General features: G+C 47.6%; 13 protein-coding genes. 8 read left to right on the top strand and 5 right to left on the bottom strand.

The annotated features are described in order from the left end of the window. The first annotated feature begins 16 nt into the window (after nt 1-16). From AC0YNT_RS22765 to AC0YNT_RS22745, 5 genes are all read left to right on the top strand, one after another. Nucleotides 17-1,027 carry a LacI family DNA-binding transcriptional regulator gene (locus AC0YNT_RS22765; protein ID WP_475806662.1) on the top strand — a complete coding sequence of 337 codons (1,011 nt, stop codon included), beginning with the start codon at nt 17-19 and terminating at the stop codon, nt 1,025-1,027. A gap of 73 nt (nt 1,028-1,100) precedes the next feature. Beyond that, nucleotides 1,101-2,138, top strand: a complete 1,038-nt coding sequence (locus tag AC0YNT_RS22760) for a zinc-dependent alcohol dehydrogenase family protein (protein WP_475806661.1) — start codon at nt 1,101-1,103, stop codon at nt 2,136-2,138. After that, a complete protein-coding gene (locus AC0YNT_RS22755; protein WP_475806660.1) occupies nt 2,135-3,178 on the top strand; it encodes a Gfo/Idh/MocA family protein in 1,044 nt (347 codons plus the stop codon). The genes AC0YNT_RS22760 and AC0YNT_RS22755 overlap by 4 nt, the downstream gene beginning before the upstream one ends. A 21-nt stretch (nt 3,179-3,199) precedes the next feature. Further along, entirely contained in the window at nt 3,200-3,979 is a 780-nt protein-coding gene (locus tag AC0YNT_RS22750) for an HAD family hydrolase (protein ID WP_475806659.1), read from the top strand. A gap of 37 nt (nt 3,980-4,016) precedes the next feature. Next, the gene (locus AC0YNT_RS22745; protein ID WP_475806658.1) at nt 4,017-5,984 is read left to right on the top strand and encodes a glycoside hydrolase family 127 protein; all 1,968 of its coding nucleotides are present in this window, start codon (nt 4,017-4,019) and stop codon (nt 5,982-5,984) included. 70 nt (nt 5,985-6,054) lie between these two features. Here AC0YNT_RS22745 and AC0YNT_RS22740 read toward each other — a convergent pair whose 3' ends face one another. Both AC0YNT_RS22740 and AC0YNT_RS22735 read right to left on the bottom strand, forming a co-directional pair. Further along, nucleotides 6,055-7,125, bottom strand: a complete 1,071-nt coding sequence (locus tag AC0YNT_RS22740; RefSeq protein WP_475806657.1) for a Gfo/Idh/MocA family protein — start codon at nt 7,123-7,125, stop codon at nt 6,055-6,057. Then, complete coding sequence (locus tag AC0YNT_RS22735) at nt 7,122-8,219, bottom strand: FG-GAP repeat domain-containing protein (protein ID WP_475806656.1); 1,098 nt, start codon at nt 8,217-8,219, stop codon at nt 7,122-7,124. Before AC0YNT_RS22735 ends, AC0YNT_RS22740 begins: the two co-directional genes overlap by 4 nt. 174 nt (nt 8,220-8,393) lie before the next feature. On the opposite strand from AC0YNT_RS22735, the gene AC0YNT_RS22730 reads away from it, so the two are divergent. Together AC0YNT_RS22730 and AC0YNT_RS22725 are read left to right on the top strand one after the other, a co-directional pair. Beyond that, nucleotides 8,394-9,224 (top strand): helix-turn-helix transcriptional regulator, encoded by an 831-nt coding sequence (locus tag AC0YNT_RS22730; protein ID WP_475806655.1) that lies wholly within the window; start codon nt 8,394-8,396, stop codon nt 9,222-9,224. A 24-nt stretch (nt 9,225-9,248) separates the two neighbouring features. Next, nucleotides 9,249-10,415: a MalY/PatB family protein gene (locus tag AC0YNT_RS22725; protein WP_475806654.1), complete on the top strand. Its 1,167-nt coding sequence runs from the start codon at nt 9,249-9,251 to the stop codon at nt 10,413-10,415. A 74-nt stretch (nt 10,416-10,489) separates the two neighbouring features. Here the strand turns inward: AC0YNT_RS22725 and AC0YNT_RS22720 are convergent, their stop codons facing one another. Beyond that, a complete protein-coding gene (locus AC0YNT_RS22720) occupies nt 10,490-11,359 on the bottom strand; it encodes a dihydrodipicolinate synthase family protein (protein WP_475806653.1) in 870 nt (289 codons plus the stop codon). A gap of 165 nt (nt 11,360-11,524) precedes the next feature. Here AC0YNT_RS22720 and AC0YNT_RS22715 point away from each other — a divergent pair, with 165 nt between their 5' ends. Further along, on the top strand, nt 11,525-12,415 hold the full coding sequence (locus tag AC0YNT_RS22715; protein WP_475806652.1) for a helix-turn-helix domain-containing protein: 891 nt from the start codon (nt 11,525-11,527) through the stop codon (nt 12,413-12,415). Nucleotides 12,416-12,423: 8 nt separating this feature from the next. Here the strand turns inward: AC0YNT_RS22715 and AC0YNT_RS22710 are convergent, their stop codons facing one another. Then, nucleotides 12,424-12,975, bottom strand: a complete 552-nt coding sequence (locus AC0YNT_RS22710) for a phytanoyl-CoA dioxygenase family protein (RefSeq protein WP_475806651.1) — start codon at nt 12,973-12,975, stop codon at nt 12,424-12,426. Continuing rightward, the gene (locus AC0YNT_RS22705) at nt 12,960-13,211 is read right to left on the bottom strand and encodes a hypothetical protein (RefSeq protein WP_475806650.1); all 252 of its coding nucleotides are present in this window, start codon (nt 13,209-13,211) and stop codon (nt 12,960-12,962) included. The genes AC0YNT_RS22710 and AC0YNT_RS22705 overlap by 16 nt, the downstream gene beginning before the upstream one ends. Between the last annotated feature and the right edge of the window lie 18 nt (nt 13,212-13,229).

Genomic DNA, 13,229 nt, shown 5'->3' with positions numbered 1-13,229 from the left:
TGCTGGGGGAGAAAGCATGGAAGGCAGGAAAGTCACTTTAAAGGATTTGGCGACAAAGGCTGGACTCTCAGCGAATACCATCTCGCGGGCATTAAAGGATAAAGAGGATATCGCCGTAGCAACTCGTCAGATGATTAAGGAACTGGCCAAAGAAATGGGCTATGTAGGCAATGCGCTTGCCGGCTCGCTCCGGTCAGGACTAACGAAGACGATTGCGGTTATTGTCAGCGATGTGGCCAATCCCCATTTCGGCATTATGGTGAAGGAGATTGAGAAGTCAGCTCGCAAGCATAATTACACGATATTTATCATTAATACCGAAGATGATTATGAGATGGAAGAACTGGCGATCTACACGGCAATTGGAAAAAATGTCGATGCCATCATTATCTGTCCTTCTCAGCGGGGAACGGACAATATCCGGTTTTTGCAGAAAAACGGTGTTCCATTCGTCCTGATTGGGCGTAGATTCAAGGATGAGCCGGACTTCGATTATGTCATTTGTGATGATGAAAAAGGCGGCTATCTGGCAACGAAGCATCTGATTGACAGTGGCCACAAGAGAGTTCTGTTCCTGAATGGTCCAATCCGGATTTCCAGTGCACAAGAGCGGCTTGAAGGATATAGAAGGGCACATGAAGAAGCAGGACTGCCCGTGCACGAGGATCTGATTGTTGAAGTTGGAGCATCTGCTGGCGATACAAGGCTAATCGTTAAGCAACTTATCGAGCAAGAAGCACAATTCACCGGCATATTTGCCTTTAACGATGTTATTGCATGGGAAACGGCGTATGTACTGAACAAATATGGCTATCGAATTCCGGAAGACTATGCGGTGATAGGCTTTGACAACATTCAATCACGGATTTTTATCCCGTTCCAGCTGTCTTCTGTCAGCAATTCCAAAGGTAAAATGTCCAAGCGGGCGGTTGATATCGTACTTCACAAAATCAATCATCCCGAGTCTGACCAGAAATTCAATGAGATTATTGATACGAAGCTTGTCTTGAGGGAAAGCACCAAGTAAGGGCTAAGGAATGAACGGCTTTTTTTAAAATACTACATGAACGATAATGTTAACGAAAAAGGAGATGGAGAAGATGAGTCAAGTAATTCATGTACCACAAACGATGAACATTCCGCTTTTTGTAGGTCAAGGGAAGGTAGAATACGGTGAGAAGCAGGTACCAGTGCCGGGGAAAGGCCAGCTGCTTATGCAGGTGAAGGCGAATGCTCTATGTGGTTCGGACCGCAGCCAATATTATGATGGAAGTACGGTTACCCCTGGTCATGAAGCTGCAGGTATTATTGTGGGTGCTGGAGAAGGCACAACAACAACGATCGGAACGCCAGGTGTTGTCTTCTTGATGGATTTCTGCGGAGAATGCCGCAGCTGTAAGCTTGGTTTCACCAACCAATGTCTGGCCAAAAGAGCGGACTACGGCTTCACTCATGACGGCGGCTACAGTCCGTATATCGTCTTTAACGAAAATGTCTTTTTCCCGGTGGATCCTTCCATTCCGCTCAGCGATGCGACAATGCTGCTCGATATTATGGGAACTGGCGGCCATGCGATCAAACGTGCAAAGCTGGTGCATCCGGATATTCAATCCGTTCTGATAGCTGGAGCAGGACCAATTGGTCTAGGCGTGCTCGCAATGGCGAAGCTGCTGCTTGGAAAAGAGACTCCTGTCTTTATTATGGATTTTGTTGATTATCGTCTGGAGCTGGCTGAGCAAATGGGAGCGATTCCCGTTCAATTGGCTAACCGTTCAGTTGTCGATGTGATCCGTGAGGCTGGTTTCGAAGGAGTCGACATTGCGATTGATACCAGCGGTAAAACCTCCGGACGCCGCACTTCCTTGGATGCGCTTAACCAGCGTGGTGTTCTGGTCTGCGTTGGCCATGGCCAAGAGCTGAATCTTGGGGTATCGAATGATGTTATTGCACCTGAGCGCGCTGTACTTGGAAGTGAGTACTTCCAATATAACGAGCTAGCTGAGAATCATGCTCTTATCCTTAATCATCTTCCTTATTTGCAGCAGATTATTACACACAGGTTTGGTCTGGACCGTATTCAGGAAGCCTATGAGCTCTTCTTCGAGGGCAATACCGGAAAGGTGTTAATCGAACAATGAGTGCAGATAACAAGCTAAAAGTCGCCTTGATTGGAGCCGGCGGGACAATAAGTGCTCGAGGAAGATCCGAGGGCTTCCAATCGGCCGGCAGCTGGGGATTGCAGCATGCGCGGATCTGGGAAGCTAGACCCGACGTGGATTTCTGCGCCATAGTTGGCCGTGATGCAACGCGGACGAATGAGAAAGCAGAGCTGTATGGAACTAAAGCTTATACACGGATTGCCGATATGCTGGAGCGGGAGACACCTGATCTTGTCAGCATGTGTCTTCCGAATCAGGGGCATTTCGAAGCGACGCTCGAAGTCATTCAGGCTGGATTTCCTTTGCTGGTAGAAAAGCCGCTGGTGTTTAGTCTAAAGGAAGCCGACATTCTCCTTAATGAAGCAGCCAAGCGGAATGTGTTCTTCGCGATAAACTTTAATCACCGTTTTGCAAAGCCTGTAGAGCTTGCTCATGCAGCCATCCAGGGAGGAAAGCTTGGCGAGCTTTCCTTCGCAACTTGGCGATTCGGAGGAGAAGGCAGCAGTGATCATCCACATGCTAATTTGATCGAGACGCAATGTCATGGCTTCGATATGCTGGAGTATCTCTGTGGTCCGGTAGAATCGGTTATGGCTGAGATGTCTGATAAGACAGGCGGTGGTTACCGCACGTTGTCTCTTGCTCTGCGCTTTGAGAATGGAGCAGTTGGCAGTCTGGTCGGCAGCTATGAATCGTCCTATGCCTATCCGGACACGCATCGGGTTGAGATTAATGGTTCAGCTGGCCGCTGTGTCATTCAAGATACGGTGAAGAAATATACGTTCCATGCTGCCGGCAATGAAATCGGCGAGAGCTGGGAAGCCGGGTATTTCAACGATGTAGACCGCGAGTTCCACCGAACATTTGATAAACATATGGATGCGGTCATTCATGCGCTCCGTCATGGTGAAGCGCCTCCAGTGGATGCATCAGCCGGTTATCGGGCTCTGCTGATTGCCGAAGCTGCGATCCGCTCTTACGAGGAAGGCCGGAGAGTAAAGGTTAATAACCACAACTAGTAATGAGGTGGATGAACGTTGATGAAGCTTTTTGTTTCAGACATTGATGGTACTTTAATGGACAAAAGCAAGCAGATTCGCAAGGAGGATATCGATGCCATCCGCTTGGCTCATCAGCAAGGAGTACAGATCTGCCTGGCTTCAGGCAGAATGTACGAGGAAATTAAGGTTGTCATCGATATGCTCGCGGTTCCTTGTTATGCGATTTGCCAGAATGGCGCTACCATTGTTGGATTAGATGGGACTGTTATTGGTGCGAGCAAGTTTCAGACTGATCTAGCCCTGTCCGTGCAGAAGATTACTGCACCCGCTGATCTGGTTACCGTCATTTGCAGCGCAGAAGGTAATTATGTTGCCGAGCGGACAACCGAAACGGAGCGTGTCGGACAGCGGTTCTTGACACCATTAATAGTGAATAACCAAGTGGTGCTTGATCTCTCAAATGGGATGCCGGTCACGAAGTTTTCGATTTATGGTGAAGTTCCTTTGCTAGAGCAGATGCTAGTCACGCTGGATCAGCAATTCGGCGGCCGGGTTACAGCATCGTTCTCTGATCCGGACGGCATTGATGTGATGCCTGGTGGTGTGGATAAAGGAGCGGCAGTAGATTCTTTAATGCAATTATTAGGGATCCGCAGGGAAGAGACAGCATGTATCGGAGATTCTTTTAACGATCTGGCCATGTTCCGCAGCTGCTCACGTAGTTTTGCTATGTCCCATGCACATGGCGCGGTTCTTAGGACGGCAACGCATCAAGCGGATACCGTTGATCAGGCTCTCAATCATTTGCTGGCTGTATGAATGAACATAATCCAACAATTCAAAGGGGTGTCCTCGTTTGACTACCAAAGCAACCCAAATGAATAAGAAACCAACGACATACAAGTATCAGTCGGTTTACAATATTCCGGTTCAATCCGTACTTATTCAAGATACATTCTGGGAGCCTAAGCTGAAGGTGCTTCGCGAAGTTACTGCCTATGATGTACTCAATAAATTTGAAAATGACGGTGCTATGCGGAATTTCGAATTCGTAGCTGAGGAAGAGGGAGGCTTCCATTCCGGCGAGCCCTGGTTCGACGGCCTGATCTATGAAACGATCCGAGGCATTTCAGATATTCTTGCAGCCAATTATGATGAGCAACTGGATCAAAGAGTAGATGATATTATTGCATTAATCGCTCGCGCTCAGGCAGCAGGCGGCGACGGTTACATTAATACTTATACACAGCTTGACCGGCCAGGTCAGCGTTGGGGTGAAAATGGCGGGTTCTTAAGATGGCAGCATGATGTATACAATGCAGGGTGTCTGGTAGAGGCAGCTGTTCATCATTATAAAGCAACAGGCAAAACATCCCTCTTGCAAGTGGCTGCACAATTCTCCAATCATATGAGCGGGATTATGGGGCCGCCGCCAAAACGGAATATTGTCCCGGCACACTCACTGCCGGAGGAAGCTATGCTTAAGCTGTATCAGCTGGCTCTTGATGAGCCTGAGCTCGCAGCGGTAATGAATATCCCATTCGAGGCATCGGATTATTTGGAGCTTGCTACCTTCTGGATTCATAACCGAGGTAATCATGAAGGCAGATACTCGCATGCCGGAGAATATGCACAGGATCATATGCCGGTGCTTGAGCAAGAGGAAGCGGTAGGTCACGCTGTGCGTGCGACGCTTTTATACACGGGGCTGACTGCTTTATATTTAACTACTGGTGAAGAGCGGTATTTAGAGACAGCGAGGAAGCTGTGGGATAATATTTCTTATCAGAAATCCCATATTACTGGCGGTGTCGGTGCGGTACACCATGATGAGAAATTTGGCGCCAACTATGAATTGCCGGATAACGGATATTTGGAGACTTGTGCTGGCGCCGGAATGGGCTTCTTCAGCTGGAATTTATTCCTAGCAACAGGAGAGAGCCGTTATATCGATAAGCTGGAGACGATTCTCTACAATATCGTACTTGCTGGACGCTCGATGGATGGCCATAAATACTTTTATGAGAATCCGCTTGTCAGCCGTGGAGGTCATAACCGGTGGGAATGGCATGGATGCCCATGCTGTCCGCCGATGATTATTAAGATTTTGCCTGAGCTTGCTTCCTATATTTATGCTTACGATAAGCAAGGAGCTTATGTCAATCTGTATATCGGAAGCGAAAGCGAGTTCATGATTGGGGATTTACCGGTAACTTTAAAGCAGCAAACGAACTATCCTTGGGCGGAAGCGGTTGGCATTACGGTTACGCCTGAGCGGGAGTCGGCATTCTCAATTCGGCTGCGTATCCCGGAATGGTGTGAGGCATATACGATTCTAGTGAATGATCAAGCAATCAGCTTCGAGCTGGAGAATGGCTATGCCGTTCTGAACCAAGTCTGGTCCGCAGGAGACCAAATCGAGCTTGATCTTGATCTGTCCGTTCACTTGGTAGAGGTACATCCGAATGTAACCACACATGCTGATAAAGCAGCGATCCGGCGTGGGCCTGTGCTTTATTGTCTGGAGTCAGTGGACAATGAGAGATTCGTGAATGGTACCCTTCAATATACCCGCGAAGCCTTAAATGAGAATCACATGGATCGTAAGCTGCCGCAAGAGCCTGAATTTGAAACGGAGTTTGACGCTGACTTTTTTGACGGGGCAGTCATTATTCGTACTACAGATGAAGCAGGAAAACCGATAACAGCTGTTCCATATCCGTATTGGAATAACCGTTCCCGTGGAACAATGGTTCTATGGCTGCAGCATGATCATCCCGTTCGACAAGAAGGCTGGGAGAATCAACTGTACAGGAGAATCTAGTAAATTCAGCTGGTCGCAAGAAGAGAAGAGCCTTGGATGGTTATCCCTCCAAGGCTCTTTGTTATGTCGTCTACCTATGATCAGGGTAATGCTTGAACATATATTCGATATAAGACTCCGCGAAAATCAAATCCTCCAGCGCTTCCTTTGCTTCACATGGTGCAGGGCGATCTCCCCGCACGGCCGCGAGGAAATTCCGAGCCTGACAGCGCATGGCGGAAATGTTCGGAAGGATTGGCTCGTAGGTCATCGCTTCACCGGCAGCGGAATTGTCTTTCTTGATCGTGACTCTGCCTGCGCGCTGGCGAGCAAGCGGGGCAGGCAATTCAATACGGATATATCCATGACGGAAAGCGATTAATACCGTTTCTTCCCATTCATGAGAGGTGTGATAAGGTGCCATTTCTAAGGTGATTGTGATACCACTCTCACTCTCACCATTTAGAATAATGCCGCTTCGATCACCGAAAGTAAGCTGGTAGTTCTCCTCTAATAAAAAACGGAACATATTCACCTGATGAATGTAATAGTTAACAAATTCATCAAGCTTTTGTGTCATCACATCTGAATAGCCGTCCGGGCCAGCTTCCATTCGGAGAGCGGGATAGGGTTCATCACTGCTGAGAGGCAGATCGGCGCCGCTGACCCAATCACCAGGCGGCATTGTGATGCGAATGTACTGCAGATCGCCATAGTCACCACTAGTCATCCAATCCTTAATCACCTGCTTGGCATATTCGACTGCCGGATCAGAGCGTTTGTGATAGCCAATCATATGCATGGCGCCATGTTCTTCCCCGAGGGCAACCATTTTGCTGCCTTCCTTGACGGTCAGGCAAAGCGGCTTCTCGGTTAAGACAGGTATGCCCGCCCGCAAAATATCTGGAATCAGATTAGGATGATTGCGGAAGGGTTGAGGAGCTATTATGGCATCAAGGGATGTATTCTCCAGCATGTCTAGATGACTTGTGAATACTTGCGGTACTCCATACCGGCTGGCAACCTGCTGTGCCATGTTAGAGCGGGGCTCGGCTAAAGCTGCGACTTCACATTCGTCACGCAGCATAGCGTAGTTAGACAGATGTGCCATCTGTCCCATACCTCCCACTCCAGCGAACCCGATCCTTAGCTTTTTGCTCATATCGTCTGCTCCTTTGTTGGTCCCATATTTTCAAATAGATATAAACCTTCTTTGCCCGGTGCAATAATGTCGGGATAGCCGTTACCGTTCAAGTCATGAATCCAGAAGTAGATTCCCGTACCAGAGGCTTCTTCTGCTGGGCCAAAGTCAATGATAACCTTGTCAAATTGTCCGCCATTGATTCGATAATAGTAGAGTCCAACCGGATCATGAGCACCAGGATCACCATCATTATGAGCACGGTAGCGTTTGCCTGTAACAAGCTCTAGTTCACCATCCAGGTCAAGATCAACGAGTTGTAAATCATGGAACTGCGAACCGCTGTCGTCGATGAGATGCCGAACAAAGGATCGTGAACCGTCTTCGGCGATCCGTTGTTCATACCAATGCAAGCCGTAGTCATGTGCTTGACCAACAATGAGATCCACAACTCCATCACCGTTCACATCATGGCCAATAATGGGTACACTGGCGGAACCTAGTGACCACTCGGGATGAAAGGTCCAAGGGGTCTGATAGGGATCTTCAGGCTGCTCCAGCCATCCTTCAGACAACACGATATCCATACGGCCGTCTCCGTTAATATCAACAAAGCCCATTCCATGTCCGCTTACTTCTGTGCTGATTGTGATTTTTCGGAACTGCCCGGTACCGCGGCCATCAGCATCACAGATAAGCTTATAGAAAGCCTGCGGCTGAGTAGGCGTATTTGGGAAAATCTCTGGGACCCCGCAACCGTCAATATCGTAAAATCGGATCGTTTCAATTGGGCCACAGTGGTCGATATCCGTAGTCGTCCACTCCTCCGTTGTATTACCTGGATTACGGCGCCACCGCAGCGTTTCTGTAAACCAGGAGCCTGTAATGAGGTCGGGCAGACCATCCCCATCAACATCCATCGGATAATCGCAAAAATCATCATGATACTCTCCGATCTCTGCGACGTCGCAAATCTGGTGCCTGCGCGTATAATCGGGGCCTTCATACCAGAATGACCCGCTTACGATGTCCGGAATACCATCCCCATTCACGTCGAACACACTACATGCCTCGTACTTGCTGTCTGAGATTTGAAGCTTCTTAAACAAAAGCATGATAGACTCCTCCAAACATAGTTATTGCTTATTGCAAAATGACGGGAAAAACGCTTATAGTTCAAGTAGCGATAGCAGCACCACATAACTAGAAAATAGCTAAATAATGACATAGTCTCAATACTTGTTCTTGCGATCCGAGCTATTCATTCTTGCGATTGGAGGTGGATAGACATGGGAAGCTCCTCAATATTTCTGAATCCGGGTTATTTGATAGCAAGCGGTGAATTTCATTGTCAGGAGTCGAAGGCTTTTCAACTGCCGCTCCACAGACATGAGATGTATAGCGAGCTTCTCTTAATCGAGGAGGGGCGAGGGACCTTTTTTATTCATAATCAACCTTACGAGGTTGGGCCAGGAACCGTACTGCTGTATCATCGGGGAATATGGCACGAAGAATTGTCCACGCATTATCCCTTTAGAGCGGTTTATGTTGCTTTTAAAGGACTGCAGGTGAAGGGTCTTCCCCAGGATTATTTTCTTCCACCGGAACAATCACCGGTTATCGAGCTTGGGGAAATGGCTAAAGATATAAGTATACTGCTGCGGGAGTGCCATACAGAATTACAATCTGGAGGGCTAGAGGCAATTACTGCAGCGAATCATTGCTTTGGATTGCTGCTCGTACGGTTGGCACGACAAGTGCAAGGTCATTTTAACGAGAGCAGATCGATTAAGCCTTCCGAAGCAGCAGTCTGGAAAGCGAGAAGCTATATCGAGGAAAACTACCAGCTGCCAATCACACTTGAACAGCTAGCGAAGGTCACATTCGTCAGCAAATTCTACCTCGCACATTTATTCCGAGAGGAGATCGGGATGTCTCCTGTACAATTCCTAATCCGATGTAGAATGGATGCAGCGAAACGGTACTTAAAGACAACAGAACGTCCAATCAAGGAGATTGGAGAGTTGGTTGGCTACCAAAGTGAAACGACTTTTCATAACATTTTCAAGAAAATGACGGGGCTTACCCCAGGGCAATATCGTGAAGCGGAATGGCAATAATGATTACAGATGAGGGGCAGACAGATGAAGATTAACTTTGATGAAGGTACAAACCGAAAAAATTCGAACAGCTCGAAATGGGATATCGACCAAAGAGCAGATATGCTGCCAATGTGGGTGGCTGATATGGATTTCAAAGCACCGGCTGTAGTCATTCAGGCGTTGGAGAAAAGAGTTCAGCATGGCGTATTCGGGTATGCTCGTTTTCCTGATGCGTATTATGAGGCTGAGGTAAGCTGGTGGGAGAAAAGGCATCAATGCCGGATACAGAAGGAGTGGGTAGCGTTCACCTCAGGTGTTATTCCGGCACTAACAGCGATTGTGCAGGCCTTCACGGACCCAGGAGATAAAGTGCTGATTCAATCCCCCGTTTATAACAACTTCAATACGGCCATTACAAATGGCGGCTGCGAAGTCGTTATTAATGAACTCAAGTTTAATGGTGTCAGATACGAAATTGACTTTGATGATTTCGAGCAGAAAGCTGCGGATGAACAGGTGAAGCTGTTTATTTTATGTAATCCTCATAACCCAGTCGGCAGAGTGTGGAGCCGTGATGAATTGGACCGATTAGGTGAGATTTGCCATGCTCATAATGTCATCGTATTAGCTGACGAAATTCATAGAGATCTGGTGTTTGAAGGTCATCGGCATGTTCCATTTGCTTCGATCAGCGATAGGCTGCTTATGAATTCCATAACCTGTACATCACCAAGTAAAACCTTTAATCTGGCTGGACTCAAGACAGCGAATATTATCGTTGCCAATGAGGAATTCAAGGGGAAAGTGAAACGGCAGCTGCATATTAACGGGGCACAGGAACCAAATGCATTCGGGATTGATGGACTGATTGCGGCTTATAACGAGGGAGAAGACTGGCTGAATCAGCTGCTCATCTACCTGCAAGGGAACCGAGATCACTTCATTTCCTTTGTCGAGCAAAGGCTGCCCAAACTGAAAGTTCACGTTCCTGAAGCAACCTACTTAATGTGGGTGGATTGCCGTGCGCTAGGTATGACTTCGGAAGAACTGAGCAAAAAACTTGATGAAGAAGCGGCACTTCGAATCATTGACGGTGGAGTTTACGGAGAAGCGGGGAAAGGGTTCATTCGCATGAACATCGCATGTACCCGTACGTTAATGACAGAAGGATTAGAGAGGCTCGAGAGAGTTGTAAATGCGATAAGCTAAAATAGAAGGGGCTGGACTATTCCCGATCGCCAATGGCGGGACAGTCCAGCCCATTTTTGTTACCTAACGAATCCTCACCACTGGAACACGCTTTGACATGCAATAGCTTCCTCTTCTGTTAGTGCGCTTAGCGGCTCACGATTATAGGCAGTGGTAATACCTTGCTCGGCAAAGAAATGCCGGATGACCCGGATCCAGCCGATGCTGCCCAGCAGCTCCAAACGTGGCTTAAGATGATTCAACTTGAGCTCTGCCTGATCCAATTGATTGGAGCGCAGATGTTCCATAATCTCGCTCATCTCGATTGGGAACAGATTACCGGCAACGCTTGTCAGGCCGTCATAGCCTTTCTTGAAATAATCAGTTATGGTAAGATCCATTCCCGACAACACTTGAAATTCCGCACCAAGCTCCGCTTTTATATGCCTCACATTTTCTGGGTTTCCAGCCTCTTTCAGCGCAGTAATCTGCGGATTGTTCTGCACCAAACGGATCAGAGTATCTGGCTCCAAGCTAAATCCCGTTCTTACAGGATTGTTATACAGCATAATCGGAAGTGAGGTTGCGGAAGTTACGGCTTCAACATAAACAGCAGCTTCTCGCTGATTCGGGCGGATGTAGGGAGGGAATCCGAGCATAATAGCGGATAGTCCAGCCCTTTCTGCTTCTTCCGCGAGGCGGACAGCATCACGGTTCCGGATGGCAGCAACACCGGAATATAAGGGCATGCTCTCTGGTGCGGCGTCTTTGACGGCTTGATAAAGGCGAATTCTTTCTTCAATCGTAAGCGAATGTTGTTCGCCGGTTGAACCACTGACAAGCAAGGCGGGAACCTGATGCTGCTCATAATAATGCACCATGCGATGAATACTTGCTTCATCTACGGTATCTTCTTTGGAATAAGGGGTAATGATCGCGACGCTATATGGGGTGAATTGTGCCATGCTATAGATCCTCCTTCAATCTTCCTGTCAGTTAGGTTGTGCCGCTATACTAGCATATCTGACAGTGGAATGAAAAGGACGTATTTTTATAGTTGTTGAACCCTTGCAGATGCTATACGATCGAGATAGTAACCAATCCCAATCGAACGATCAGGGGGAATTCCTATGATTAATGTGTTAAGCACTGAGGAATATTTGGAAAGCAAGAGCTTTCTTTTTCATATAGAGTCTTATCAACTGGGGAGCGGTACCGATATCCCTCTGCACCGGCATGAATTTGTGGAACTGGTCATTATTGGTCAAGGGGAAGGGATTCATGAGTATGATGGACATGTCTTTCCTATTGCAGCAGGTGATGTATTTATCATTGAGCCAGGAATGGAGCATGCATATACAGTTAATCATGCTGAAGGGATGGAAGTGGTGAACGTATTGTTCGTTCCATCCCTTCTCCAGCAGGAGTTGACAGCGCTGTCAAGCTTTACTTCATTTATCGACTTTTATTATATGGAGCCGTTTCTTCGTTCTGATGTCTCCTTCCAAGCGAAGCTCACGTTATCGCCAAGACAGATGTTAGAAGTCCGCGGAGTGATTGATCAGCTTCTGCAAGAGTATAGACGGAAGGAAAACGGCTACCAATATCTCATCAAGTCGAAAATGATTGAACTATTCATTATTCTCAGCCGCATGTACGTGGCAAATCGGAATCACTCTTTAACATTCATGAATGATGATCAGGAAATGATTGCCCGAGTATGCGGGTTCATCAAGCGTCATCAGACTCGGCCTTTATCACTCGAGCAGATCAGCCAGATGGCCGGTATGAGCCAGAGCAAATTTACAGTCCTGTTTCGTCAGACGACGGGGATGTCTTTTGTAGAATACCGTAATTCGGAACGTATTCAGCTGGCCAAGCAGTTACTGATGACGACAAATGATAAGGTTGCCCAGATTGCTCTGGATATCGGTTATGAAGACCTTAGTCATTTCAATCATCTCTTTAAGAAAACAACAGGTGAGACGCCAAGCCAATACAGAAAGCGGATGAGAGGGTAATGGTGAACTTACGCCAATTTAGGGAATACCCCTCCGCTTAATACATCGCCTTTTGCCAAACCAAGGCCGTCCGTGCATACATGGTTTGCGCCGCTGTATGTAGTACCGTCCGGCATATAGATGATGGCTAGTGCGCGGCGCGGCTTATCAGTCTGATTGGCATGAGCGTAATGGAAGGTAAGTCCGTCATGGAACGTACAGCTGCCTGCCTTCATCCGGACAATGGCCGCCGTATTGCGGTCAACATCCTTGGCTCCTTCGTCCGCGAACAAATCCTCGGGATGTACAAGATCGATTGATTTTAAGTTTTTAAGCTTTTGTGATTTGGGAACTAACATCATGCAGCCATTGTTCTCATCCACATCATCGAGGGCGATCCAGATCGTTAACGCACCAGACTCGTTCATTGGCCAGTAAGGCAAGTCTTGATGCCAAGGTGTTGGCTTCGAATCCTGCGGCATCTTAAGCAGGGCATGATCATGGAACAGCCGAATGCCGCTTGCTCCAGATAACTGTTTGGCAGCATCAGCGAACCGGCGGGACGTCACATATCTGGCCATTCCGCCATGATCTCTCCATGTGTTGACCCGTTGATTAAATCCCCGGTTCTCGCTGTTTGTGTGGATCTGCCGCCTTCTACGCCCATGGTCTCTTCCAGATAATTGCGAAGCTCTGCTAATTCATCCTCACTCAAAATATTGTCTACCTGTACAAACCCGTTTTCTCGATAATAACGTACTTTCTCTTCCGTAAGTTGAATCGTGTTATCCGCCATATTAAGCCACCCTTTCTTCATGTGAGATATCATCGTTAT

The organism is Paenibacillus sp. J22R56 (genome assembly GCF_056269375.1).
Note: the sequence above shows the minus strand (reverse complement) of the source record. Positions and strands in the feature narration are given on the sequence as shown.